Annotated in this window: 24 protein-coding genes; 11 read left to right on the top strand and 13 right to left on the bottom strand. The window is 62.8% G+C overall.

The features are described from left to right. Positions 1–197: 197 nt before the first annotated feature. The 6 genes from adk (at position 198) to ACK59L_RS09115 (ending at position 4,531) form a co-directional block, all read left to right on the top strand. Positions 198–848: an adenylate kinase gene (adk, locus tag ACK59L_RS09140; RefSeq protein ID WP_058603745.1), complete on the top strand. Its 651-nt coding sequence runs from the start codon at positions 198–200 to the stop codon at positions 846–848. Positions 849–1,014: 166 nt separating this feature from the next. After that, positions 1,015–1,689, top strand: coding sequence for a tRNA (adenosine(37)-N6)-threonylcarbamoyltransferase complex dimerization subunit type 1 TsaB (gene tsaB, locus ACK59L_RS09135; protein ID WP_196136916.1), 675 nt, complete (start codon positions 1,015–1,017; stop codon positions 1,687–1,689). A gap of 129 nt (positions 1,690–1,818) precedes the next feature. After that, a complete protein-coding gene (locus ACK59L_RS09130) occupies positions 1,819–2,109 on the top strand; it encodes a hypothetical protein (RefSeq protein WP_058639542.1) in 291 nt (96 codons plus the stop codon). 3 nt (positions 2,110–2,112) lie between these two features. Beyond that, positions 2,113–2,982, top strand: a complete 870-nt coding sequence (locus ACK59L_RS09125; RefSeq protein WP_409273132.1) for a DUF72 domain-containing protein — start codon at positions 2,113–2,115, stop codon at positions 2,980–2,982. Between the two features lie 29 nt (positions 2,983–3,011). Continuing rightward, entirely contained in the window at positions 3,012–3,845 is an 834-nt protein-coding gene (locus tag ACK59L_RS09120; RefSeq protein WP_409273130.1) for an oxaloacetate decarboxylase, read from the top strand. Next, on the top strand, positions 3,842–4,531 hold the full coding sequence (locus ACK59L_RS09115) for an extensin family protein (RefSeq protein ID WP_409273128.1): 690 nt from the start codon (positions 3,842–3,844) through the stop codon (positions 4,529–4,531). Before ACK59L_RS09120 ends, ACK59L_RS09115 begins: the two co-directional genes overlap by 4 nt. A gap of 2 nt (positions 4,532–4,533) precedes the next feature. On the opposite strand, the gene ACK59L_RS09110 is transcribed toward ACK59L_RS09115, so the two are convergent. Further along, the gene (locus ACK59L_RS09110) at positions 4,534–5,154 is read right to left on the bottom strand and encodes an energy transducer TonB (RefSeq protein WP_409273126.1); all 621 of its coding nucleotides are present in this window, start codon (positions 5,152–5,154) and stop codon (positions 4,534–4,536) included. A 102-nt stretch (positions 5,155–5,256) separates the two neighbouring features. Between ACK59L_RS09110 and ACK59L_RS09105 the strand changes: the two genes are divergently transcribed. Next, complete coding sequence (locus ACK59L_RS09105; RefSeq protein WP_409273124.1) at positions 5,257–6,033, top strand: class I SAM-dependent methyltransferase; 777 nt, start codon at positions 5,257–5,259, stop codon at positions 6,031–6,033. 24 nt (positions 6,034–6,057) lie between these two features. Here the strand turns inward: ACK59L_RS09105 and ACK59L_RS09100 are convergent, their stop codons facing one another. Both ACK59L_RS09100 and ACK59L_RS09095 read right to left on the bottom strand, forming a co-directional pair. Then, entirely contained in the window at positions 6,058–7,137 is a 1,080-nt protein-coding gene (locus tag ACK59L_RS09100) for an RHS repeat-associated core domain-containing protein (protein ID WP_409273122.1), read from the bottom strand. Between the two features lie 95 nt (positions 7,138–7,232). Continuing rightward, entirely contained in the window at positions 7,233–7,874 is a 642-nt protein-coding gene (locus ACK59L_RS09095; RefSeq protein WP_409273120.1) for a TetR/AcrR family transcriptional regulator C-terminal domain-containing protein, read from the bottom strand. 172 nt (positions 7,875–8,046) lie between these two features. Here ACK59L_RS09095 and ACK59L_RS09090 point away from each other — a divergent pair, with 172 nt between their 5' ends. Both ACK59L_RS09090 and ACK59L_RS09085 read left to right on the top strand, forming a co-directional pair. Beyond that, the gene (locus ACK59L_RS09090; protein ID WP_409273118.1) at positions 8,047–9,144 is read left to right on the top strand and encodes an efflux RND transporter periplasmic adaptor subunit; all 1,098 of its coding nucleotides are present in this window, start codon (positions 8,047–8,049) and stop codon (positions 9,142–9,144) included. A gap of 6 nt (positions 9,145–9,150) precedes the next feature. Continuing rightward, entirely contained in the window at positions 9,151–12,219 is a 3,069-nt protein-coding gene (locus ACK59L_RS09085) for an efflux RND transporter permease subunit (RefSeq protein ID WP_409273116.1), read from the top strand. Between the two features lie 62 nt (positions 12,220–12,281). On the opposite strand, the gene ACK59L_RS09080 is transcribed toward ACK59L_RS09085, so the two are convergent. Both ACK59L_RS09080 and plsB read right to left on the bottom strand, forming a co-directional pair. Then, positions 12,282–12,968, bottom strand: coding sequence for a DUF4197 domain-containing protein (locus ACK59L_RS09080; RefSeq protein WP_058603734.1), 687 nt, complete (start codon positions 12,966–12,968; stop codon positions 12,282–12,284). A gap of 28 nt (positions 12,969–12,996) precedes the next feature. Next, the gene (gene plsB, locus ACK59L_RS09075) at positions 12,997–15,483 is read right to left on the bottom strand and encodes a glycerol-3-phosphate 1-O-acyltransferase PlsB (RefSeq protein ID WP_196125280.1); all 2,487 of its coding nucleotides are present in this window, start codon (positions 15,481–15,483) and stop codon (positions 12,997–12,999) included. Between the two features lie 245 nt (positions 15,484–15,728). Here plsB and ACK59L_RS09070 point away from each other — a divergent pair, with 245 nt between their 5' ends. Further along, positions 15,729–15,938 (top strand): cold-shock protein, encoded by a 210-nt coding sequence (locus tag ACK59L_RS09070; protein ID WP_023534051.1) that lies wholly within the window; start codon positions 15,729–15,731, stop codon positions 15,936–15,938. 60 nt (positions 15,939–15,998) lie between these two features. Here the strand turns inward: ACK59L_RS09070 and ACK59L_RS09065 are convergent, their stop codons facing one another. From ACK59L_RS09065 to ACK59L_RS09050, 4 genes are all read right to left on the bottom strand, one after another. Continuing rightward, positions 15,999–16,379, bottom strand: a complete 381-nt coding sequence (locus ACK59L_RS09065) for a hypothetical protein (protein WP_023534045.1) — start codon at positions 16,377–16,379, stop codon at positions 15,999–16,001. Positions 16,380–16,396: 17 nt separating this feature from the next. Further along, positions 16,397–17,209: a putative RNA methyltransferase gene (locus tag ACK59L_RS09060; protein WP_409273112.1), complete on the bottom strand. Its 813-nt coding sequence runs from the start codon at positions 17,207–17,209 to the stop codon at positions 16,397–16,399. Beyond that, entirely contained in the window at positions 17,209–18,360 is a 1,152-nt protein-coding gene (gene dapE, locus ACK59L_RS09055; RefSeq protein WP_409273110.1) for a succinyl-diaminopimelate desuccinylase, read from the bottom strand. The genes ACK59L_RS09060 and dapE overlap by 1 nt, the downstream gene beginning before the upstream one ends. 189 nt (positions 18,361–18,549) lie before the next feature. Then, a complete protein-coding gene (locus tag ACK59L_RS09050) occupies positions 18,550–21,147 on the bottom strand; it encodes a glycosyltransferase (RefSeq protein WP_409273108.1) in 2,598 nt (865 codons plus the stop codon). Positions 21,148–21,265: 118 nt separating this feature from the next. Here ACK59L_RS09050 and tcdA point away from each other — a divergent pair, with 118 nt between their 5' ends. Continuing rightward, on the top strand, positions 21,266–22,075 hold the full coding sequence (gene tcdA, locus ACK59L_RS09045; protein WP_145130327.1) for a tRNA cyclic N6-threonylcarbamoyladenosine(37) synthase TcdA: 810 nt from the start codon (positions 21,266–21,268) through the stop codon (positions 22,073–22,075). Between the two features lie 13 nt (positions 22,076–22,088). On the opposite strand, the gene ACK59L_RS09040 is transcribed toward tcdA, so the two are convergent. The 4 genes from ACK59L_RS09040 to ACK59L_RS09025 form a co-directional block, all read right to left on the bottom strand. Beyond that, positions 22,089–22,499 (bottom strand): SufE family protein, encoded by a 411-nt coding sequence (locus tag ACK59L_RS09040; RefSeq protein WP_196136326.1) that lies wholly within the window; start codon positions 22,497–22,499, stop codon positions 22,089–22,091. Then, complete coding sequence (locus tag ACK59L_RS09035) at positions 22,496–23,701, bottom strand: aminotransferase class V-fold PLP-dependent enzyme (RefSeq protein WP_409273105.1); 1,206 nt, start codon at positions 23,699–23,701, stop codon at positions 22,496–22,498. The genes ACK59L_RS09040 and ACK59L_RS09035 overlap by 4 nt, the downstream gene beginning before the upstream one ends. Positions 23,702–23,782: 81 nt before the next feature. After that, entirely contained in the window at positions 23,783–24,817 is a 1,035-nt protein-coding gene (gene dapD / locus ACK59L_RS09030) for a 2,3,4,5-tetrahydropyridine-2,6-dicarboxylate N-succinyltransferase (RefSeq protein WP_027913866.1), read from the bottom strand. Positions 24,818–24,848: 31 nt separating this feature from the next. Then, complete coding sequence (locus ACK59L_RS09025) at positions 24,849–25,196, bottom strand: ArsC family reductase (RefSeq protein WP_409273103.1); 348 nt, start codon at positions 25,194–25,196, stop codon at positions 24,849–24,851. Positions 25,197–25,539 lie beyond the last annotated feature (343 nt).

Below are 25,539 nucleotides of genomic sequence, written 5' to 3'. Positions count from 1 at the left end.
GGGGTTGCGCTGGGCGCAACTACTTGCCCGCTCGACCTGAAGTGGTGCATTCATGCAACTTTGGGACGCTTGTCGGGCTGGCAGGCGCTGTGTATCTTGAGCAGCCTTCTGACCGATTCATGGTCATACCGAATTTCCGGACTTGGCCCTGGTTGCCGAATCCATTGAATTGCATACAAAAATTTGAGGAGCACAAGATGCGCGTAATTCTGCTGGGAGCTCCCGGGGCCGGTAAAGGTACTCAGGCAAAGTTCATCACCGAAAAGTTCGGTATTCCACAGATCTCCACCGGTGACATGCTGCGTGCTGCGGTCAAGGCCGGCACGCCCCTGGGCCTTGAGCTGAAAAAAGTCATGGATGCCGGCCAGCTGGTCTCCGACGAGTTGATCATCAGCCTGGTCAAAGAGCGCATCGCCCAGCCTGATTGCGCCAACGGTTGCCTGTTCGACGGTTTCCCGCGCACTATCCCGCAGGCAGAGGCCATGGTCGCTGCAGGCGTGGATATCGATGCCGTGGTCGAGATCGCCGTGGACGACGAAGAGATCGTTGGCCGCATGGCAGGCCGCCGTGTGCACCTGGCCTCGGGCCGTACCTACCATATCCAGTACAACCCGCCGAAGGTCGAAGGCAAGGACGATGCCACCGGCGAAGACCTGATCCAGCGCGATGACGACAAGGAAGAAACCGTTCGCCATCGCCTGTCGGTCTACCACAGCCAGACCAAGCCACTGGTGGACTTCTACCAGAAGCTGTCGGCTGCCAACGGTGGCAAGCCCAAGTACAGCCACATCGAAGGTGTGGGCTCGGTTGAGGCGATCACTGCCAAGGTGCTGGCCGCGCTGAGCTGATCGGCACGTTGTCATTGAACGACGGCCCGCTTGCGGGCCGTCGTCGTTTTTGGCCTCGTGCGATGCTGTGGTATCCCTGGCGGCCCACACGGCGGGCCTTTGGGACACGAAGGCGCCGCTGCTCTATACTCCCGCTTTTTTCCACTCACACCTGGATACCTGTTCGATGACCACCTTGTTGGCCCTGGATACCGCTACCGAAGCCTGTTCCGTTGCACTGCTGCATAACGGCGAGGTAACCAGCCACTACGAAGTGATCCCGCGCATGCATGCCCAGAAGTTGCTGCCGATGATCAAGCAGCTGCTGGCCGAGTCCGGCGTCGCCTTGGGCACGGTCGATGCCATTGCGTTCGGCCGTGGCCCGGGTGCGTTCACTGGCGTGCGCATTGCCATCGGCGTGGTACAAGGGCTGGCTTTCGCCCTGGAGCGGCCCGTATTGCCGGTGTCCAACCTCGCCGCGCTGGCCCAGGGCGCATTGCGTCAACAGGGTGCCCAGCAAGTGGCCGCCGCCATCGACGCGCGTATGGACGAGGTGTACTGGGGCTGCTACCAGGCCGTAGCGGGGGAAATGCGTCTGCAAGGCGATGAAGCGGTACTGCCACCTGAACGCGTGGCGCTGCCAGCCGGGGCACAAGGACCCTGGTTTGGGGCAGGCACAGGCTGGGGCTATGCCGAGCGCCTGGCGGTCACTGTTGGCGCAAGCGACCCCTCTGCCTTGCCCAGCGCCCTTGATGTACTGAGCCTGGCCCGCTTTGCCTGGGACCGGGGTGACGCCATCGCAGCTGAGCAGGCCCAGCCGATTTACCTGCGTGACAACGTGGCCACGCCCAAAAAACAGTGAGGCTGTTCGTCGGGCGCTCTCGATAGTGCTACAACCTTTTGCACAAAGTGTGGTCAAGTTCTCAATAGAGCGTTAGCGGCGGGCCATCAATGCTGCTAAATTGCCATCATTGGTTCCGGATGCCCTGCCATGCGTGTCGACGGTTTCTCATCACAGTCCTTTCCGATCAAGCGCACGCCGCGCAAGGCAGCCGTGCATGACGACGTGGCCGATGATGTCGAACTGGTAGAAGAGGCTGCCATGGCACCTCAGGAGCCTGCTGCTCGTCGCCGTGCCAGCACGCTGCCAGCCCGTCAGCAAGACATGGTGTTCCCCCGCGCCCGTGACCGGCGCACCGCCTCGGCCCTTGCCAGTTACCTGAGCACAGCAGGCTTTACTGACTGGGACATGGAAGTACTGGGGCTCGACCTGTACATTTGACGGATGAGCCTGCCGTCCATCCCCTATTTCATTGGTTGCCCGTCGTGGAGCGAAAACGCCTGGCGTGAGTACCTGTACCCTGCCGACGCCAGCGCCGCGCAGATGCTTGGGCTGTACAGCCAGGTATTCAATGCCGTCGAAGGCAACACGACGTTCTATGCCAGGCCATCACCTGCCACGGTGGCCCGGTGGGCGGCAACGATGCCGGCGCATTTTCGCTTCACGGCCAAGTTCCCCCGCGACATCAGCCACGGCGGCGACCTGCGCGACCATCTTGAACCTGCCTTTGACTTCATTCGCCTGATGGCGCCGCTCGGGGCACGCGTGTCTCCTTACTGGCTGCAGTTGCCCGCTTCGTACGGGCCGGGGCGACTGGAAGAGCTGCGCCAGTTCCTGCAGCAGGTAGGCGTGAGCGTGGCAGTGGAAGTGCGCCACCCGACGTTCTTCGCCAAGGGCGAGGAAGAGCGCGCGCTCAACCGACTGCTGGCCGAGTTGGGCGTCGAGCGGGTATGCCTCGACCCCCGGGCGCTGTTCAGCTGCACCTCCTCGGACCCTGCCATCGTGCACGCCCAGTCCAAGAAACCCAATGTTCCACCACGACCAGCTGCTTTCAGTCAGCATCCGCAGGTGCGCTTCATCGGCCATCCGGCGCTTGAATACAACGAACCCTTCCTGACCCCTTGGGTAGACAAGCTGGCCGCATGGATCGAGGAGGGGCGCAGCCCGTACATCTTCTTGCATACGGCTGACAATCGCCTGGCGGCCGCGTTGGCTCAGCGTTTCCACCAGCGGCTCATGCAGCGCCTGCCCGGCCTGGCCGCACTGCCGGAATTGCCGCGAGCGCCGGATGTCGAACAGCTGGGTTTACTTTGATTTCTTCACGACTGCCGGAGTGCTTGATCATGGATGTGCAAACCCTGCGAGCCGAAGCCTTCAAGGCCTTGCATCAACGCGATGGTGTCTTCGTCATGCCCAACCCCTGGGACGCCGGTTCAGCCAAGCTGCTGGCCAGCCTGGGTTTCGAGGCCTTGGCCAGCACCAGCGCCGGGCTTGCCTTCAGCCTGGGGCAGCCGGATGCCGAAGGGGCGCTGAGCCTCGATGACGTGCTGGACAACGCAGGCGAAATCGTCGACGCCACCGCGTTGCCGGTCGCTGCGGACCTTGAGAACGGCTTCGGGGATTCGCCCGAGGATTGCGCCCAGGCCATCCTGCGCGCTGCAGAGGCGGGGCTGGTCGGTGGCTCCATCGAGGACGCCAGTGGCCGCGCCGCCTCACCCATCTATGACCGGGGCCTTGCGGTGGAGCGTGTCCGTGCTGCCGTGCAGGCGGCGCGCAGCCTGCCGTTTCCCTTCACGTTGTGCGCGCGCGCGGAAAACCTGCTGCACGGTCGCCAGGACCTGGACGACACCATCGAGCGCCTGCAAGCGTTCGCCGAGGCGGGCGCCGACGTGCTCTACGCCCCTGGCCTGCGTACGGCCGAGGAAGTGCGGGCAGTGGTGCAGGCGCTGGCCCCGCGCCCGGTGAACGTGCTGATGGGCATGGCGGGGGTGCCGTTGTGCGTCAACCAGCTTCAGGACCTGGGTGTACGGCGCATCAGCGTGGGTTCGTCAATGGCGCGTGTGGCCTTTGGCGCCTTGCAGCGTGCAGCGCAGGAAATCCGTGAACAGGGTACTTTCGGCTACGCCGAAGAGGCCTTGCCGTTCGACCAGCTCAACGACCTGTTCCGTCGCGGATGAAGGTCGTTCTGGCGCTTCTGGGCGTACTGGTGCTGGCGGCCGGCCAGGCGTGGCACCTGGGCTGGCGCCCGCCTGCGCAGTGGAACCCGCTGGCCCCTTTGGACGTCAGCCAGCCGCCCAACTGGCTCACTGGCTTCAAGCTCAAGCGCTTGCGCGACGACCCGGCGCTCTGCCAGCAGGCGCTTCAGAGCAGTCAACTGCGCTACCGGGCGCAGGCTGACAGCCCCGCTTCGGCCAAGTGCCCGCTGAGCAATGTCTGGCGTATCGAGGGTGGCCAGGCCCGCCTGAGCAGCAGTTTCCTGGCCAGTTGCCCGCTAGCGGTCGCCTACGCCTTGTTCGAGCGCCACGGCCTGCAGCCGGTGGCTCAGCGCGTGTTGGGCCAGCCGGTGGTGCAGGTCGATCACCTGGGCAGCTTTGCCTGCCGCAACGTCTACAACCGCAAGGCAGGGCGCTTGAGCCAGCATGCCAGCGCCAACGCCCTGGACATTGCCGGTTTTCGTCTGCGCGACGGTCAACGTATCGTTCTGGCGCGCGACTGGCAGGGGAGCGGGGACAAGGCGGTGTTCCTGCGTGAGGTACGTCAGGCGGCGTGCGAGCACTTCAGCACGGTTCTGGGCCCGGATTACAACGCCGCGCACCGCGATCACTTTCACGTGGACATGGGCCGTTGGCAGGTGTGCCGTTAGCCTCAGGCGTAGGCGCGCACATTGTTCAACACCACGGGGCGCGCCCAGTGCATGTCGAAGGCCAGGTCGTGCTGCTGGCGTGCCAGGGTCGGCTCATCGAACGGTTCGGGGGCCGGGTCCAGCAGGGTGATGTCGAATTCGGCGATCGGCAGGAACAGCGGCCGTGGCGCAGGGCCGGGACCCGGCTCGGCGACCGGTTGGCCCTGGCGGGCGACCACGGGCCGAACCCAACTGTTGTCGATATCGAGCTGACGCTGCTGCTCGATCATTTCCAGCGCGCCGAACGGCTCAGGGGCAGGCGGCAGCAGGCTGGCCTCCAGTTCGGCCTTGGGCAGGAACAACGGCTCGGGCGGCGCGACCACCGTGTCTTGCACCGGGCAGGCGCGTTGGGCGTCGATCAGCGCCAAGGCACGCGCGCCGCCAACAGGTTCTCCGCTGTCCCGGTCGTACTGCACGAATGACTGGCTGACGCTGTCGACGGGCGTTTCAGGCTGCTCGGCCATTGCCCGGGCGAAGAAATCCTGCCACAGGTGGCTGACGCCCCCCAGTGCCTGGGTATTGTGCTGACTGTAGTTGTCGACAGGCGACAGGTAGGTCAAGCCGATAGGAAGAATTTCTGACATGGCAGTCGCGCGCGTTGTGCTCTGGCAGAATAGCGGGATATTGCCTGTATCGGCCGTGGCTGCTGATTCATTAAGGCTTGGTTTGATTTTTAGGTGTAGACGATGGAAGAGCAAGGCGCGGGTATCAGGGTCGAGGCGATGTCGGCTGAGTATGCGGAGCAGGCCAAGGGTTGGGCTGAACGCCTAGGCCTGCCGCTACAGGACGAGAGTGCCGGCTTCGCCGTGCAGATCGGCGCTGACGGCTTGCAGATCCAGCAACTGGGCCCACACGCACCAGGGCCGGTGCGGGTCGACTTCGTCGAAGGCCAGGCCGCGCACCGGCGCCAGTTTGGCGGTGGCAACGGGCAGATGATCGCCAAGGCGGTGGGCATCGCCCAAGGCATACGGCCGCAGGTGCTGGATGCCACGGCGGGGCTGGGCAAGGATGCGTTCGTGCTGGCCAGTCTGGGTTGCCAGATGACCCTGATCGAGCGCCAGCCGCTGATTGCCGCGTTGCTGGAGGATGGCCTGGCGCGTGCCCGTGCGGATGAAGAGGTGGGCCCGATTGTCGGGCGCATGCGCTTGCTGACCGGCAACGCCATCGAGCGTATGCGCGCCTGGGAAGGCGAGGCACCACAGGTCATCTACCTCGACCCGATGTTCCCGCACCGCGACAAGAGCGCTCTGGTGAAAAAGGAAATGCGCGTGTTCCGGCCCTTGGTGGGTGATGACCTGGATGCCCCGGCCCTGCTTGAAGCTGCCCTGGCGCTGGCCAGCCACCGGGTGGTGGTGAAGCGCCCGCGCAAGGCACCGATCATCGACGGGCCGAAGCCGAGCCATAGCCTGGAGGGCAAGTCGAGTCGGTATGACATTTACCCCAAGAAAGCGTTGAAAGCTTAAAAGGAAATGTATCGGCCAGTGTGATCATTCCCGAAGTCTGCGGAGATCTTCCCGTAGTGCATCCATAATTGCATCCTCGTTTTCCTCATAGAATGCGAGACTAACTTGGGAGTCGACGGAAGGTCGGCGACTTGGACTTGAACTCGGACTTGGACCTGGAGGCGGGGTTTGGGAGTCAGGTACCAGAGCCCTGCTGACGTCCACCTCGTTCCGCGTATATCGCCAGTTTGACGAGCGTAAAGCCGAATACATGTCGTATAGTATTTTTTCTTTATCAAGCCTCTCGATAATATGATTTGCGTACTGGATATTCTCTACGCGCCCTCGAGAGGTCGCATCACCCAGCATAGTACTTGCACCTGATAGGCGTTTCTTTAGCGATTTGCCGAGCGCGATGTGTTCGTTAGCGGACAAGCTTGAGTTGGGGGTGTATAGCTTGGGTGAAAGCTTCTGATACGAGTATCCGCCTTTTCGCCACTTGAAGAACGAACTATATCGGCCACTTGGGTCCGACCGGTTAACCGGGTCATTGCTGCAGTAGGCGTAAGCATTGATTCCCCCATTTCCAAATGGTGACAAGCTGTCCACACTGTAAAAGCGCATCAGCTCTGGATTGAACAGGCGGTGACCATTACCCAGCAAGTAGCCTATGGCGGCGGGTAACCAACTCTGGCCTGTGAATCGAGATAACAAGGGATTGTCAGGCGGGCTACTATCATTGCCATAGGGGCCATAGTCAATGGTCGTCTGGCTTTCTGAGACAACGTTGACGGTTGACGATTGTGCGTCTGTAGCCAGGAGGCTCGCTTGCGAAGGTAGGCTTGTCGTTTCGCATAGATTCTGGTTATTGGCGCTGAGCACCGTCAGGTGATTAATGCCTGTATACAACGTCGAAAGCTTATTGCCTTTGTAAAAGATCTTCAGTGTTTGCGTTTTCATGGGGGTGTGCTCATAGTCGTAGACGATACGAGCTTGTTGAAGAATTTCAGGGTTGACCACTGGCAATAATGCCAGGTAGTCATGGGCGTGTTTGTTAAACAGGCTCTGGCCAATTGGCGAGCTTGGTTCGCGCAGGAGCGGCTTTGTGTCGCGAAAGGGCTGCAAGGCAGCCCGTGATTCCAGCGTTGTCGCGAGTATTGCTGGGGCCGCTCTACGGCCTTTTCGCGACACAAGGCCGCACACAAAGGCCCGTTTACGCCTCAGGGTTTGAATGCCCGCAAGAATACCCCCACCACCTCGCGTACATGCGCCTCGGCCTCGTCCCCCTCCAGCGGCGCTGCGCACCCCAGCAACAACCGGTAATCCGGCGCCCCCTTGACCAGGCAAAAGAAGTGCTCCGCCGCACGCAGCGGGTTGTCTATGCGCAGTAGCCCGCGCTCATGGGCCGCATGCAGCAGCGCTTCCATTCCGGCCAGCACACGCTTGGGCCCGGCTTCGTAGAAATACTCGCCAAAGCTGGGGTCCTGGCTGCCTTGGGCCATGATCAGGCGGCTGAGCTTGACCGCTTCGTCACTGCTGATCAGTGCCTGGAAACCACGGGCAATGGTCAGCAGTACCTCTTCTACCGGTACACCTTCGGGGTACTCGAACAACAGGTCAGGCAGCTGGATCTGGCAGGTGGCCATGACCGCCGAGCAGAACAAGGTCTGCTTGTCGGTGAAGTGGTTGTACACGGTGAGCTTTGAAACACCTGCCGCCGCAGCGACCGCATCCATGCTGGTGCTTGCGTAACCCAAGCTCAGAAACAACGACTTGGCTGCTTCGAGAATGGCCTGGCGCTTGGCAAGGTCCTTTGGGCGGCCTGGGCCGCTGGAGACGTCATTGGGCATTGGGATCTGCATCTACCTTGAAGGTTGCCTATCTTATACGGCTAGAGCTGGGCTCGCTGTCCTTGACCGCAATACCGTGAAAACGCTCCAAAAAAACTCGGGACACTCTTCCCGCCCTCTGACGGCTGACTTACTATACCGGCCAGTTCAAATATTCGATCAGCATTTTGCGAAGGGATTCCCGATGTTGCACCGTGCCCTCAGCCTTGCCCTGCCCATGGTCTTCTTGATGCTCACAGCGTGTAATCAGAAACCCGCCTCACCTGCGGTGGTCCGCCCCGCATTGGTGGTTCAGCCGCAGCCAGCCGAGGCGGTGGCGGATAATTACCCAGGTGAGGTCAGGGCGCGACTGGAACCGGAACTGGCTTTTCGCATCGGTGGCAAGGTCAGCAAGCGGCTTGTCGAAGAAGGGCAACGGGTCAAGCTCAACCAGCCGCTGGCCGAACTGGACCCGCAGGATGTGCGCCTTCAGTTGGAGGCTAACCGCGCGCAAGTAGCCGGTGCCGAGGCCAACCTGGCGCTGGTGCGCACCGAGCGTGACCGTTACCAGAAACTGCTCGACAAGCAGATGATCAGCCACTCGCAGTACGACAACGCCGAAAACCTCTACCGCGCTGGAATCGCTCGGCTCAAGCAGGCCAAGGCTGAGTTCGACGTGGCCGGCAACCAGGCGGACTACGCGGTGTTGCGTGCGCCCCAGGCAGGGGTGATAGCCAGGCGCCAGGTTGAAGTCGGCCAAGTCGTCGCTGCGGGGCAGACGGTACTCACCTTGGCAGCTGACGGCGAGCGCGAAGTGGCCATCGCCGTTCCCGAGCAGCAATACGCCCGCTTCGCCGTGGGCCAGCCTGTCACCGTGGAGCTGTGGTCGCACCCGGGGCAGCGCTTCGAAGGGCGGATCCGCGAGCTGTCGCCGGCCGCTGATCCTCGCTCCAGAACCTACGCGGCTCGGGTTGCCTTTACCTCCGCCGACGTGCCGGCGACCCTGGGTCAGAGCGCCAGGGTGTTCATCGCCCATCCAGGTCAGGCGGCGCTGTCGGTTCCCCTGTCGGCCGTCACGGCTGAAGCCGGCCAGGCGTACGTCTGGCGGGTCACTGGCGAGCACCGTGTGCAGCGGGTCACGGTGCAGCTTGGCGCCTACGGTACTGACAGCGTGCCTGTGCTGGCGGGGCTTACGGCTGACGACTGGGTGGTGGCAGCCGGCGGCCATGTACTGCGCGAAGGCCAGCAGGTGCGACCCGTGGACCGCGCCAACCGTGCCGTCGTCCTGACGGGCAAGGAGTAACTCACGATGGGTTTCAACCTCTCTGCCTGGGCGCTGCGCAACCGCCAGATCGTGCTGTTCCTGATGATAGTGCTCGCAGGCGTTGGTGCGCTGTCCTACACCAAGCTGGGTCAGAGCGAAGACCCGCCCTTCACCTTCAAGGCCATGGTCATCCGCACCTTATGGCCCGGGGCCACCGCTGAGGAAGTGTCGCGCCAGGTCACAGAGCGCATCGAGAAAAAGCTCATGGAAACCGGCGAGTACGAAAAGATCGTCTCGTTCTCGCGCCCCGGTGAATCGCAGGTGACCTTCATGGCCCGCGATTCCTTGCACTCAGCCGATATCCCGACATTGTGGTACCAGATACGCAAGAAGGTCGCCGACATCCGCCACACCCTCCCGCCCGAGGTGCAGGGCCCGTTCTTCAACGATGAATTCGGCACCACGTTCGGCAACATCTATGCGCTGACAGGGCCGGGTTTCGACTACGCGGTGCTCAAGGACTATGCAGACCGTATTCAGATCCAGCTGCAGCGGGTCAAGGATGTGGGCAAGGTCGAGCTGATCGGTTTGCAGGACGAGAAGATCTGGATCGAGCTGTCCAACGTCAAGCTGGCCACCCTAGGCATCCCCTTGCAGGCGGTGCAGCAGGCGTTGCAGGAGCAGAATGCGGTAAGCACGGCCGGGTTCTTCGAAACGCCCAGCGAGCGTGTGCAACTGCGGGTGAGTGGGCGGTTCGACAGTGTCGAGCAAATTCGCCAGTTGCCGCTGCGCGTGGGGGAGCGCACGTTTCGCCTGGGCGACGTGGCGCACGTGTACCGGGGCTACAACGATCCGCCTGCGCCACGGATGCGCTTCATGGGCGAAGACGCCATCGGCCTGGCGGTGTCGATGAGGGACGGGGGTGACATCCTGACCTTGGGCAAGGCCCTGGAAACGGAATTCGAGCGCCTGGCCCGCGGCTTGCCGGCCGGCATGTCGCTGCACAAGGTGTCTGACCAGCCCGCTGCGGTGAAGGCAGGGGTTGGTGAATTCGTCCAGGTGCTGTGCGAGGCACTGGTGATCGTCCTGTTGGTCAGTTTCTTTTCGCTAGGCCTGCGCACGGGGTTGGTGGTAGCCCTGGCCATCCCCCTGGTGCTGGCCATGACCTTCGCCGCCATGTACTACTTTGGCATCGGCCTGCACAAGATCTCGCTGGGTGCGCTGGTGCTCGCCCTGGGGTTGCTGGTCGATGACGCCATCATTGCCGTGGAGATGATGGCGATCAAGATGGAACAGGGCTTCGACCGCCTCAAAGCGGCAAGCTATGCCTGGACCAGCACGGCCTTCCCCATGCTGACCGGCACCCTGATCACTGCAGCTGGGTTTCTGCCCATTGCCACGGCTGCCTCCAGCACCGGCGAGTACACACGTTCGATCTTCCAGGTGGTGACCATTGCGTTGCTCACCTCCTGGGTGGCCGCCGTGCTTTTCGTACCCTACCTGGGCGAGCGGTTGCTGCCGGACCTGGCCAAGCGACACGCCGCTCGCCACGCTAACGGCGGCGCTGCACCGGACCCGTATGCCACGCCCTTCTACCAGCGCGTGCGCCGCGTGGTGACATGGTGCGTACGGCGCCGCAAGACCGTCATCGTGCTGACCATCGCCGCGTTCGTGGGCAGCGTGTTCCTGTTTCGCTTCGTGCCGCAGCAGTTCTTCCCGGCCTCTGGGCGTCCTGAGCTGATGGTCGACCTTAAACTTGCCGAAGGCGCATCGCTGGTCAACACGGGCGAGAAAGTCCGGCAACTGGAGCAGTTGCTCAAGCAGCAACAGGGCATCGTCAACTATGTCGCCTATGTCGGCTCAGGGTCGCCGCGCTTTTATCTGCCCCTGGATCAGCAACTGCCTGCAGCCAGCTTCGCCCAATTCGTGGTGCTGGCCGACTCCATGCAGGCACGCGAAAACTTGCGCAGTTGGTTGATCAACACGGTCGAGCAGCAGTTCCCTGATCTGCGCGCGCGCATCACTCGGCTGGAGAACGGTCCACCGGTGGGCTACCCCGTGCAGTTTCGGGTGACAGGCGAGCATATCGAACAGGCCCGCGCCCTGGCCCGGGAAGTGGCAGAAAAGGTGCGGGAGAACCCCCATGTGGTCAACGTGCACCTGGACTGGGAAGAACCCAGCAAGGCCGTGTTCGTGGAAATCGATCAGGACCGCGCCCGCGCCCTGGGCGTCAGCACCCGCCAGTTGTCCAGTTTCCTGCAAAGCTCGCTGACGGGCACCGCGGTCAGCCAGTACCGAGAAGACGATGAACTGATCGAAATCCTGCTGCGAGGCACCTCACAGGAACGCAACGACCTGAGTCAGCTTGCAAGCTTGTCGCTGCCCACGGACAACGGGCGTAGCGTGGCCCTGTCACAGGTGGCCACGCTGGCCTACGGCTTCGAGGAAGGCATCATCTGGCACCGCGATCGTTTGCCGACGGTGACCGTGCGCGCCGATATCTATGACAAGGTGCAGCCGGCCACGGTGGTCGAGCAGGTACAGCCTACCTTGCAGGGCATCCGGGCCAAGTTGCCCGATGGCTACCTGCTGGAGGTGGGCGGCACGGTGGAAGATGCCGAGCGCGGGCAGAAATCGGTGAATGCCGGCATGCCCTTGTTCATCGTGGTCGTGTTGAGCCTACTGATGATTCAGCTGCGCAGTTTCTCGCGCACGATCATGGTCTTTATGACGGCGCCGCTGGGCCTGATTGGCGTGACCCTGTTCCTGCTGGTGTTCAACCAGCCGTTCGGGTTCGTCGCCATGCTGGGGACCATCGCCCTGGCAGGCATGATCATGCGCAATTCGGTCATTCTGGTGGACCAGATCGAGCAGGATATCGCCTCTGGGCTGGGGCGCTGGCAAGCCATTGTCGAAGCCACCGTGCGCCGTTTCCGGCCCATCGTGCTGACCGCCTTGGCGGCTGTGCTGGCCATGATCCCGTTGTCGCGCAGCGTGTTCTACGGGCCAATGGCCGTGGCGATCATGGGCGGGCTGATCGTCGCTACCGCCCTGACCCTGTTGTTTCTCCCAGCGTTGTATGCCGCTTGGTTCAAGGTCAGGGAGAGCGACTAGCGGCTTTGATGCTTCGATGTAAAAGGGGCGCACTTCACGAAGGAGCCCCTTGCAGGGTGCGATCAGAGTGCGCCAAACACTTTCTTGGCCAGGCTCGTGGCGGCCTGGGCAGGGTTCTGCCGAATGCTCTGCTCCTGTTTGGCGATCATCTCGAACAAACCGTCCATGGCCTTTTCCGTCACGTAGCTTTCGATGTTGGCGTCATTCTTGATCAGCCCCAGGCCTTTGGCCTGTGCGGCAAAGGCGTTGTACTGCTGGGCCACGCCGACCTGGTCGGTCGCTTGCTTGACGATCGGCAGGAATTTGGCACGGATCTGCTCACGGCTGCTTTTGTTCAGGTACTGGGTCGCCGAATCCTGACCGCCGCCAAGGATGCCCTTGGCATCGGTCACGGTCATGTTTCTCACGGCGTTGACGAGAATGGCCTGGGCCTGCGGCACAGCCGCTTCGGCGGCCTTGTTCATGCCGGCTTCGAGCGCGTCCACCTGCTCGCCTTTGCCGAACATTTTCATGGCCTTGGCTGCCTTGCCCAGGTTGCCGGGCAGCTCGATACGCACGTCCGGGTTGTTGCTGAAGCCGCCCGGCGTGCTTAGCTGCTTGACGGCCAGTTGCGCGCCTTGGGTCAGTGCGTCTTTCAGGCCACCGGTGGCGTCCTTCTGGCTGAGGTCGCCAAGCGACAGGGCAAAGGCGCTGGCCGATAGCAGCAGGCCGGCGCACAGGGTGGTCAGACGCAGGGAGGAGCGGGTCATGGCAGTGTCCTTGTAATCAGAAAAAGGGTCATAGGGTCGCTGTTGCCAGGCCGTCATCCCGGTGCAGGGCAACCTGGCGGATCGACAAGCGCAGCTCGGCCGACAGCACGCGCTTGGCCACGCCTTCGGCCAAACCGCCTAGCTTGTTGCTGTAGCTCAGTTTGCCGTGTGCATTGACGCGCAGCACACCTTGGTCGATCAGCGTCTGGATAAAGTGGCGGAACAGGCTTTTGTCGAAAAATTCCGGTGCGTTCAGACCATGCAAAATAGAAAGGCGCTGGGCCATCGTCACGCACAGCGCTTCGAGCGCTTCGGCGCTCAGGGTACCTTGGCCGCTGTTGAGCAGCAGCGAAGTCGCCATGTAGAAACGCTGCAGGGTCTGGGTGATGCTGCGCGCCAGTAGGGTCAGCAGCACGAACTGACGAGAACTGGGCGCGGCACGGACAAAGATGTCATTGTCCTGGCGAAGCAAGCCTTGCTCCACCAGGGCGCCCAGCCATTGGTCGATCACCTCGTCGAGCTGCTCAGGTTCCCAGCGCAGGAACAGCTCTGCCTGCAAGTAGGGGTACAAGGCATGGACATATTGGCCTAGCAAAGCGCGGCTCATGCGCGAGCTGCTGAGGAAGAAACTTGCCAGCAGGGCCGGCAGGGCAAAGATGTGCAGGACATTGTTGCGGTAATAGGTCATCAGTACCGCGTTGTTTTCATCCAGGTACAGAATGCGCCCGAGCGCGTCTTTCTGTTCTGCCACCAGGTCCATCCCGCGCACATGCTCGATCAGGGCCTGACCGTCGCCTTCGGGCAATGTGGTATGGGCGGAGTAGGGCACCTGGCGCATCAACGCCAGGTACAGGTCGAGCACGCGCACCAGCGCACGTTCGTCCAGGGCCAGCTTGCTGGTGGAGAGCAGGGCCAGCGCCACCAGGTTGACCGGGTTGATGGCCGCTGCGCCGTTCAAGTGTCTGGCCACGGTATCGCCCAGGCGCGTCGTGGTTTCGCTGAGCCAAGCCGGGCGGTACTGCGGCCCGTGGTCCTGGTCTCGCCAGCCGGGTTGCTGCTGGTCGAGAAAGCCGGCCAGGCGGATAGGTTCGCCGAAGTTGACGTAGACCTGGCCAAAGCGTTGCTTGAGCGCACCCAGCACTTTGAAAATATCGAAAATGGATTCTTTCTTCTTGCTCGCCCCGCGCAACTCACCCAGGTAGGTGCGCCCTTCGAGAACGCGCTCGTAACCAATGTAGACAGGCACGAACACGATTGGCGTGCGCGAGGAACGCAGGAAGCTGCGCAGGGTGATGGCCAGCATTCCCGTGCGTGGCTGCAGCATGCGCCCGGTACGCGAACGCCCACCCTCGACGAAGTACTCCACCGGGAAGCCTTTGGTGTACAGCGTGTGCAGGTATTCGTTGAACACGGCGGTGTAGAGCGGGTTGCCCTTGAACGAGCGGCGCATGAAGAAGGCGCCACCGCGGCGCAGCAGGTTGCCCACCACGGGCATGTTCAGGTTGATGCCGGCCGCCACATGCGGGGGTGTTAGGCCATTCTTGAACAGCAGGTACGACAGCAGCAGGTAGTCGATGTGGCTGCGGTGGCAAGGGACGTAGATCACCTCGTGGCCCGGGGCGATGCCCTGCACCTGCTCGATGTGGTTGACCTTGATGCCGTCGTAGATCTTGTGCCAGAACCAGCTGAGCACCACTTCAAGGAAGCGAATGGCCGTGTAGGTGTAGTCCGAGGCAATTTCATTGCCGTAGTGGCGAGCCTGTGCCTCGGCCTTGGCTTGGGGCACGTGCTCGCGCTCGGCGTGCTCGGCGATGGCCTGGCGCACCAACGGCGCATGGATCAAGCCTTTGACCAGGTTGCGTCGGTGGGAGATGTCCGGCCCGATGACCGCTGTCTTGAGGTTGCGCAAGTGCACGCGCATCAGGCGCTGGGCCATGCGCACGGTGCGGGCGTGGCCCTTGTTGTGCTGCACCAGTTCGCGCAGGTGGATCGGGGTGGAGAACTGCACCCGGGTCTTGCGCCCCAGGATCAGTACGGTCAGCAAGCGGCGCAAGCGCCCGGTCACCGCCCAGCTGTCGGCGAACAGCAGCTTCCACGGGCTCGACTCGCTGTCGGGCGACTGTCCCCAGAACACGCTTACTGGAATGATCTGCGCATCTTCCTCGGCGTGCTGGCCGAGCACTTCTACCAGACGCTCCAGGGTAGGCGGGGCGCCGCTTTTGTCATGGCGCCCCAGCCAGTCCGGATCAGGGGTGAGATAGAAGAACGCAGCCGCCTCGTGCAGGGGGCCGACGACCACTGGCAGTACCGGGCGTGGCAGCCCTGCCTTGGTGCATTCGTGGTCGAGCACCGCCAGGTCCGTGAGCGCAGGCGAAGGCAAGGCATAGAAAACAGGGCGACTGCGGTCGAGCTTGAGGGTCAGGGCCGACTGATTGATGGTTTCGGAGCGCACCCACAGGTACAACAATCGGCGCAGAACACCGAATACCAAGCGGTGCAGGGGGGAACGGGTCATGAAGAGGGGCCCTGGTTGACGGTGATGAATGCTGGGCGCAGCGATCGCTGCGCGGTTGGCCCATACAGGCCAGTCGTTCGCGTTGCGCCTAGCTTGCCGTGCACCTCGCCGGTCTTCAAATTTTTTATGCGCCAGCACCGTTCAGGCCTGCCGCTTGCAGGAGATTTACGCACGCGGCGCTGATTCGGGGCGATTGTCTCGTGTCTGCAAGGCGATTTTCACAATAAAAATCCGGAGTAGTGCAGATGTCGTCTCGTGAGACTGGGAACGTGAAGTGGTTCAACGATGCCAAGGGCTATGGCTTCATTCAACGGGAAGGGGGCGCGGATGTCTTCGTCCACTACCGGGCCATCCGGGGTGAGGGGCATCGCAGCCTGGTCGAGGGCCAACAGGTCGAGTATGCCTGCGTGCAGGGCCAGAAAGGCCTGCAGGCCGAGGATGTCGTGGGGCTCTGAGCGGCCAGGCTCAAGCCTGAAGCTGCAAGCCGGTTGTGCTTGCAGCTTCAGGGACGCCCGTCAGGGCGATGTACGCCAGGTGATTTCCTCTTCGCCGTCGGCACTGATACGCACCCAGCGGTCAGCATCCTCCTCGCCGTCTTCCTCCACCCAGCCGCCGGGTGCACAGCGTACTTCCACACCCAGGGCTGCGTGGGCATCACGCCCACAGGCGATATCATCGGCCCAGGGCGTCTGGTCGCTTTCCAGGTACAGGCTGTTCCATTTCCCTACAGCCTTGGGTAACCAAGTGACCGGAATGTTACCGGCCTGGCACTTGTAGGTCTGGCCTTTCTGCTTCCATTCGGTGCACGGGCCGATGGCCTGGGTCAACCAGGCTGCAATCTGCTTGTGATCGACTTCGGCGTCCTTGAGGTAAATCTCGATATCAGGTTGGCGCATAACACCTCCGGGTGTGCTCATGCTTGGCGCACGAAATAGTCAAAACGCATGGAGACGGTGACCTCGAACGGTTCCGGCTGCTCGACCACTTGCGCCCGACGCTCTGCACTGGCACGCCAGCCGTGCGGGGTCATGGCGAGCAACGCAGCACGGGCTTGAGGTTCGGCCAGACTCAGGCGAAATTCCAGGACCTCGCCATGGGCGTGGTACATGCCTTGGGGCACCAGGGCCAGATGCTTGTCGTCAGCATAGGGGCGCACCTGGTCGTAGAGTACTTCGCGCAGCTCCATCAGGTGGCCGCTGGTAGGGCCTACGCGCATCAGGCCGCCGCCTGGGCTCAACACCCGGCTGGCTTCGGCCCAATCCAGCGGGCTGAAGACGCTGGCGACGAACTGGCAGCTGGCATCGGCCAACGGCACGCGCGCCATGCTGGCTACCATCCAGGTGACGTCCGGTGCGCGGCGGCAGGCACGCTTGACCGCCTCACGGGAGATGTCCAGGGCGTAGCCATTGGCATCAGGCAGTGCCTGGGCCAATTGCGCGGTGTAGTAGCCTTCGCCGCAACCGATGTCCAGCCACGCGCCGGGCTGGTGCTCGGCCGCCAACTGCGCCAGCCGTCCGGCCACAGGTGCGTAATGGCCAGCGTCCAGAAAATGACGGCGTGCCTCGACCATGGCCTGGTTGTCACCTGGGTCGCGACTGTTCTTGTGCTGCACCGGCAGCAGGTTCAGGTAGCCCTGGCGCGCGCGATCGAAGCGGTGGCCGGCTGGGCACACCACGCCGTTGTCCAGCGGGCTGAGGGCAGCCTGGCAGAGTGGGCAGGTCAGCATCAGGCGAGCAACCGTACCAGGGTCTGGTAATAGATTTCGGTCAGCAGGTCCAGGTCGCTGGCCAGGATGCGCTCGTCGACCTGGTGGATGGTGGCATTGACCGGGCCAAGCTCGACCACTTGGGTGCCCATGGTGGCAATGAAGCGGCCATCGGACGTGCCGCCGCTGGTGGAGGGTTGGGTATCGCGGCCGGTGACGCCCTTGATGCTGGCCGAAACCGCATCGAGCAGCTCGCCTGGCTCGGTCAGGAACGGCAGGCCGGACAACGCCCACTCCACTGACCAATCCAGTTCATGCTTGTCCAGGATGGCCGAGACCCGAGCCTTCAGGCCCTCTACGGTGGACTCGGTGGAGAAGCGGAAGTTGAACAGCGCTGTCAGTTCGCCGGGCACCACGTTGGTTGCACCGGTCCCGGCATTGAGATTGGAAATCTGGAAGCTGGTCGGGGGGAAAAAGGCGTTCCCCTGGTCCCAATGTTCGGCAGCCAGTTCCGCCAGCGCTGGCGCGGCCAGGTGGATCGGGTTGCGCGCCAGGTGCGGGTAGGCAACGTGGCCCTGCTTGCCGCGTACAGTCAGCGTGGCGCCGAGCGAGCCACGACGGCCATTCTTGACCACATCGCCCAGCACGGTGGTGCTGGAGGGCTCGCCGACGATGCACCAGTCAAGGCGCTGGTTGCGCGCCTTGAGGCGTTCGACCACGGCCTTGGTGCCGTGATGGGCCGGGCCTTCCTCGTCACTGGTGATCAGGAAGGCGACCTGGCCCCGGTGCTCGGGGTAGTCACGCACGAAGCGCTCGCTGGCCACCACCATGCACGCCAGGCTGCCCTTCATGTCGGCCGCGCCACGGCCACAGAGCATGCCGTCGGCATCGATCAACGCCTGGAACGGCTCGTGTTGCCACTGCTGGACGGGGCCGGTGGGCACTACATCGGTGTGACCGGCAAAGCACAGCACCGGGCCTGGCTGGGTGCCGTGAGTGGCCCAGAAATTGTCGACGTCCTCGATGCGCATCGGTTCCAGCTCGAAGCCCACGGCGCCCAGGCGCTGCATCATCTGCGCCTGGCAATCGGCGTCGACGGGGGTGACCGAGGGACGACGGATCAGGTCGCAGGCCAGTTGAAGGGTAGGCGAGAGCTCGGCAGGGGCCGTCATGGGGAACTCCGGGGCAAGGCAAGGCGGGAAAACTGAGGGGCGTTATCTTATATCAAACGATGCTGGGCTTCACGGCCCAATCGCCGGCAAGCCGGCCCTCACCGGTCCTGCACGCATCCGAACAAAACGCGTTGTGTGCAAGCCGGCTTGCCGGTGATGGCCGGCAGGTCGGCCTGCACGCCCTGGAGCCTAGTGTGTCTCGGCAGCCTTATCTGCGGCCTTCTCTTCAGGCTTGGGCAGTGATGATAGAAGCGCCATCACCAACGCGGCCAGGTAGGGCAGCGACTGCACCAACAGCATGGCGACCCAGAAGCGCATGTCCGAGCTCGGCAAGCCCTGCACCAGATAGATCCCGGCTGCAGCGCCCCACAACAGCAGCATGATGAACAGTTCCTCCCGCGCTTCGGAAATCGCCACCAGCAAGCCATGGCTGTCGGCATGCTTCGGTGTGCGGATGAACGGCATGCTGCTGGTGAAGAACCCGTACAGCACGGCCTTGGCGATGGTGTGCGACAACGCCAGCCCGGCCAGCGCAGCCGCCAGGGCATCCTTGAGGTTGACCCCCACGGCGCGGCGATACAGGAACACGATCTTGCCGACCTTGAAGAAGAACAGCGCCAGTGGCGGGATGGCGAAGATCATCAGCGGCGGGTCCACCCGGTGCGGCACGATGATCATGGCGGCAGACCACAACAAGGCCCCCACCGTGAAGAAGATGTTCATGCCGTCGGCAATCCACGGCAGCCAGCCGGCCAGGAAGTGGTAACGCTGGCCCCGGGTCAATTCGCTGCCTTTGCCGCGCAGCAGGGCCGCGGCGTGGTGCTTGATGATCTGGATGGCGCCATAGGCCCAGCGGAAGCGCTGTTTCTTGAAGTCGATGAAGGTGTCAGGCATCAGGCCCTTGCCATAGCTGTTGTGGGCGTAGGCCGCCGACAGGCCCTTCTCGAACACCCGCAGGCCCAGTTCGGCATCCTCGCAGATGCACCACTCGGCCCAGCCCAGTTCGTCCAGCACACTGCGCCGGGTCATGGTCATGGTGCCGTGCTGGATGATCGCATCGCGGTCATTGCGGGTGACCATGCCGATGTGGAAGAAGCCCTTGTACTCGCTGTAGCACAGCTTCTTGAAGGCGCTCTCGTGCTGGTCGCGGTAGTCCTGCGGCGACTGCACCACGGCGATCTTCGGATCGGCGAAATGCGGCACCATGTGCTTGAGCCAGTTGCGGTCTACGCAGTAGTCCGAGTCGATCACCGCGATCACTTCAGCATCCTTGGCCGTGAGCGGGAGCAGGTAGTTGAGCGCGCCGCCCTTGAAACCAGCCAGGGGGGCGACGTGGAAGAACCGGAAGCGCTCGCCGAGCTGTTCACAATGGGCCTTGAGCGGCTCCCACACGGCCGGGTCCTTGGTGTTGTTGTCGATGACCAGCACTTCGTAGTCCGAATAATCCAGCGCGGCCAGGGCATCGAGGGTCTGTTTGACCATTTCCGGCGGTTCGTTGTAGCACGGCACATGCACCGACACTTTCGGTCGGTAGGCACTGTCGCCGTGCACCGGCAGGAATTCGCGCCGCCGCTTGTGAGTCCATACCGCCTCGGCCAGTTCATGAGCCTCGGTCAGCAGCACGATGAACACCCCCAGTGCGCCGAGGGCCAGGAGCACGCCGACCGTAAGGCTGAACCAGGTGCTGTACTGCTGGCTGTAGTCGTAGGCGATCCACACCAGCACAGACCCGCACAGGAACGTGATGAAGGTCAGGAAGGTGCGTCCACGCTGACGCAGGGCCGAGCCATCGATGAACAGCACCATCAGTGCGATCATCGCCAGTACCACCGAGGCCACTGCCAGGGCTCGCCATTGGGGAATGGCGACCACGGGGCCTTCGAAGTTGAATTTCTGCTGGCGTTCGGCGTTGAACACACCCCAGTAGGCCCCGACCGAGCCTTCATCGCTGGCTTTCCAGGGTTGGTCGTAAGCTTCGATCACAAAATAGTTGAAGCCACGTCGATTGAGCGTATTGACCAAGGTGCGCAGGTAAATCGCCTGGTCGGCCTGGGTGGCATCGGCACCGCCGCGCATCCGGCCATTGCTTGGCCAGCCCACTTCCGAGAGCAGCAGCGGCTTGCGGGGGAACTGGTGTTTCAACTCGCGGGCACGGTCGAGGACGAACTCGACCGAGTCTTTCATGGGCACGAATTCCCAATAGGGCAGGATGTGGGCGGCGATCAGGTCCACGTGCTTGGCGAGCTGCGGGTTCTGTTTCCAGATGTGCCACTGCTCGCTGGTGGTCACCGGCACTTTCACGGCCGCGCGTACACGGTCCAGGTACTGGATGAGGTTTTCCGGCGTCACTTCCTCGCGGAACAATGCTTCGTTGCCAACCACCACCCGTACCACGCTGCGCGAGGTGTTGGCCAGTTCGATGGCCGTGGCGATCTCGCGCTCGTTACGCTCCAGGTCCGGGCTGATCCAGATGCCCACCGTCACCCGCAGGCCGAATTCCTCGGCGAGCTTGGGTATGTGCGCCTGAGTGCCTTCGACGGTGTAGATACGGATGCTGTCGGTGAGCTTGCTCATCTGCTCCAGGTCCTGACGCATCTCGTTGTCGTCCGGGTACTGACCCTTCTGCGGACTTTCACCCAGGCGAAACGGCGAATAGGAAAAGCCGGAGATCTGTTCGGGCCAGGCCGGTGCCGATACCGGGCGATTGATCAGCGCCCAGAAACCGGTGAACAGCGCTGCGATGGCCAGGACCACTACCAGGTTCAGGCCGAATTTACGTGAAGACATTGTCGTCCATAAGTGTCGAAGTGTTACGACATTAAAGCAGGGTTAAGGTGTCTTTCCTAACCGTGCAGGCCATGGCCTGGCTGGCCTATAATGCGCGCCGGTTTTTTGAGGTACTGACATGAGCACAGAAGATCCACGATTTGCAGGGGTGGCACGCCTGTATGGCGACCAGGGTTTGCAGCGCCTGCAGCAGGCCCATGTGGGCATCGTCGGGATTGGTGGGGTGGGCTCATGGGTGGCCGAAGCCCTGGCCCGCTCGGGGGTGGGTGAGATCACCTTGTTCGACCTGGACGATGTATGCGTGAGCAATACCAACCGTCAGGCCCACGCGCTGGAAGGGCAGGTGGGCCGGCCCAAGGTCGAGGTGATGGCCGAGCGCCTGCGGGCCATCAACCCGGCGTGCAAGGTGCATGCAGTGGCCGATTTCGTCACCCGCGAGACCATGGCCGAGTACATCACCGAACAGTTCGACTACGTGGTGGATTGCATCGACAGCGTCATGGCCAAGGCAGCCCTGATAGCCTGGTGCCGGCGGCGCAAGATCGGCATCGTCACCACCGGTGGTGCAGGTGGCCAGATCGATCCGACCCAGATCCAGATCGCGGACTTGAACAAGACCTTCAACGACCCGCTGGCCTCACGGGTCCGCTCGACCCTGCGCCGCGACTACAACTTTTCGCGCAATGTCAGCCGTAACTATGGCGTGCCCTGTGTGTTTTCCAGTGAACAGCTGCGTTATCCCAAGGGGGATGGCAGCGTGTGCCTGCAGAAGAGTTTTGTGGGTGAGGGCGTGCGGCTGGACTGCTCCGGCGGCTTTGGCGCGGTGATGATGGTGACGGCCACCTTCGGCATGGTGGCCGCCAGTAAAGCTGTGGAGAAGCTGGTAGCAGGTGCCAGGCGGCCTTCGGAGCGTGTCCGGCCAGCGTGAGTGCGTGCTGGCATCACTTCCCTGAGGCCAGCACCGCCATGCGCTGCACCACGGCATGCAAGCCATTGCTGCGTGAGGGCGACAACTGGCGCTCAAGGCCCAGTTGCCCGAACCAGTCCTGTACGTCCAACGCCAGCAGCGCCTCACTGTTCAAGCCCTGCACCCTCACCAGCAGCAGCGCCAGCAGACCGCGCAGCAGGCGTGCATCGCTGCTGGCCTTGAATTGCCAGTGGCCGTCCACGGCATGGGCCACCAGCCAGACCAGGCTTTCGCACCCGTGCACGCGATTGGCTTCGGTTTTCTCGGCTTCGGCCAGCGGTTCCAGCCGCTCCCCCCACTGCATCAACAGCCGCGCACGCTGTTCCCAGCCCTTGCTCTGCGCAAAGGCCTCCAGTGCCTGATGGGCTTGGGCCGGCAAGGTCATCGCAGTAGCTCCAGCGCCTGGTCCAGCGCCTCGAAGAAACGTTGCAGGTCGGCCTGATCATTGTAGAGGCCCAGCGACACGCGGATCGCCCCGTCCAGGCCCAACCCCTGAAGCAGTGGCATCGCACAGTGATGGCCTGCCCGCACGGCGATGCCCTGCTCGGTGAGCAGGTGCGCGATATCGGCGTTGTGCACGCCTTCCACGACAAAGCTGGCCAACGCGCACTGCGGCAGGCCTAGCAGGCGAATGCCTTCGCGTTGCGTGAGGCCCTCGATCAGCCGGGCATGCAAGCCGGCCTCGTGAGCCAGCACCGCCGCCGTGTCCAGGCCCGCGAGGTAATCGAGCGTAGCGCCAAGGCCGATCACCCCGGCGATGGGCGGGGTGCCGGCTTCCAGGCCTAACGGCGCCGGCCTGAAGCTCGCGCGCTGGTACTCGGCCAGTTGCACCATCTCCCCGCCAAACTGCCAATGGCGCAGCAGGCCCAGCGCCTGATTGCGCCCGTACAGTATGCCCACCCCGTCCGGCCCGTACAGCTTGTGGCTGGAGAACACATAGAAGTCGCACCCCAGTTGCTGCATGTCCTGACGCCCATGCACCACACCCTGGGCGCCGTCCACCACCGTCAGAGCACCCTGTGCGCGGGCATGGGCGAGCAGGGCCGGCAGCGGCTGCCAGGTGCCCAGCACGTTGGACAGCTGGCTGACGGCGAGCACACGAGTGCGTGGCCCGATCATCTGCAGCGCTCGCTCCAGGTCGATGAAGCCGCGCGTATCGACCGGCAATATCACCAGGCGCAGGTTGCGCCGGTGTGCCAGCTGCTGCCAGGGCAGCAAGTTGGCATGGTGTTCAAGGGCGCTGATGGCGATCTCGTCGCCGGCCTCGAAACGAGACTCCAGGCCATAGGCCAGCAGGTTCAGCGCAGCCGTGGCGCCGTGGGTGAACACGATCTGCCCGGTCTGGCCGACATTCAACCAGCGGGCGACCTTGTTGCGGCTGGCTTCGAAGGCCTCGGTCGCCCTTGCGCCAGGCAGGTGCTGGGCACGGTGGACATTGGCCGCGCCGCTGCCATAGTAATGGCCCAGGGCGTCGAGCAGCGCCTGGGGTTTCTGGGCGGTGGCGGCGCTGTCCAGGTAGGTCTGGTGCTGGCTTTGCAGGGCGTCGATGGCTGGAAAATCGGCACGCCAGGGGGAGGGCTGGAACATATTCGCGGGGCCTGGAATGAAAATCGGGTCTGGCGTGGAGGCGCCAGACCCGATCTTAACACTTCATACCCGGTGGGGTTTTCAGTTGTGTGCGTGCAAGGCTTCGTTCAGCTCGATGGCTGACTTGTGGGTCTTGCACTCGACGGCGCCATTGAGCGAATTGCGGCGGAACAACAGGTCGGCCTGGCCAGCCAGGTCGCGTGCCTTGACGACCTTGACCAGTTCGTTGTGCTCATCCAGCAGGTTCACCTTGGTCCCGGCGGTGATGTACAGACCCGCTTCAACAGTATTGCGGTCACCCAGCGGGATGCCGATACCGGCGTTGGCACCAATCAGGCAGCCTTCGCCCACCTTGATGACGATGTTGCCGCCACCGGACAGGGTTCCCATGGTCGAGCAGCCGCCACCGAGGTCCGAGCCCTTGCCGACGAAGACGCCGGCCGAAACACGCCCTTCGATCATGCCTGGGCCTTCGGTGCCGGCGTTAAAGTTGACGAAGCCTTCGTGCATGATGGTGGTGCCTTCGCCGATGTAGGCGCCCAGGCGTACCCTTGCAGTGTCGGCGATGCGCACGCCGGCCGGGACCACGTAGTCGGTCATCTTCGGGAACTTGTCCACCGAGAACACTTCCAGCAGCTCACCACGCAGGCGCGCTTCGAGTTGCAGCTCGGCGAGCTCGGCCAGGTCCACGGCACCGATGTTGGTCCAGGCCACGTTTGGCAGCAGGGGGAAGATACCGGCCAGGCTCACGCCGTGCGGCTTGACCAGGCGATGGGACAGCAGGTGCAGTTTGAGGTACGCCTCGGGCGTGGAGGCCAGGGCGGCGTCTTCGGCCAGCAGAGTGGCTACCAACGGTTTGTGGCTTTCTGCCAGACGCGTGAGCAGGGCGGCTTGAGCGGCATCGACGCTTCTGACGGCGTCGGCCAGTTGCGCGGCCTGGGCGTTGCTGAAGGTGATGGCCTGGTTGCCACCTTCATAGCCAAGGATCGGTGCGATGGCAGCGACCAACTCGGGGCTCGGGTCGATCAGGGGCTGTGCGTAGAACACTTCCAGCCAGGCGCCCTGGCGGTTCTGGGAGCCGACACCGAAGGCCAGGCTGAACAGGGAATTGGACATGTAGTTACCTCGTACTAAATGGGGTAGGGACTCAGGCCAGGGCTGCGGCGTACAGGTCGGGCTTGAAGCCCACCAGCGTGCGCATACCCAGGTCGAGTACCGGACGCTTGATCATCGAAGGCTGGGCCAGCATGAGCTCGACGGCCTTGGCCTGGTCGAGATCGGCTTTGCTGGCGTCGTCCAGCTTGCGGAACGTGGTGCCGGCGCGGTTGAGGATGGTTTCCCAGCCGTGCTCGTCGCACCAGCGGTTCAGGCTGTCACGGTCGATGCCTTGAGTCTTGTAGTCATGGAATTCGTAGGCGATGGCCTGGTCGTCGAGCCAGGTGCGAGCCTTTTTCATGGTGTCGCAGGCTTTGATGCCATAAAGGGTGTAAGTCATTGATTTAAAAAGGAGGGTAAGGTCTTCCCCATTTCCCCCCCAATACCTCCCCAAAATTTCGAGACAAATTATCCCTTATCCAGGCGAATCAGAATAGGGCAAATCCCGAGCATGTGGTGCCAACGAGCTAGCCAAAGGCATTTCCATGCCTTATGATGATTTCCCGTCAAAAATGACGGATTATGGGTTTTAGCTGAGGTTCTAATGATTTATAGCTACGGTGCGCGCAACTACTTTTCCTTCAAGGAAGGTCTGAACGCTTCCTTTCAGCTCACAGCTAAGGTACCCGCCCTTGTATCCCAAGGACGAAAAATAGCCACTGTGCTTGGAATCAAGGGCGGAA

The sequence above is a fragment of the Pseudomonas sp. KCJK9111 genome, assembly GCF_046231935.1.
Classification (GTDB): domain Bacteria; phylum Pseudomonadota; class Gammaproteobacteria; order Pseudomonadales; family Pseudomonadaceae; genus Aquipseudomonas; species Aquipseudomonas parafulva_B.
The sequence above is the reverse complement of the archived record's forward strand: the minus strand, read 5'-3'. Positions and strand labels throughout refer to the sequence as shown.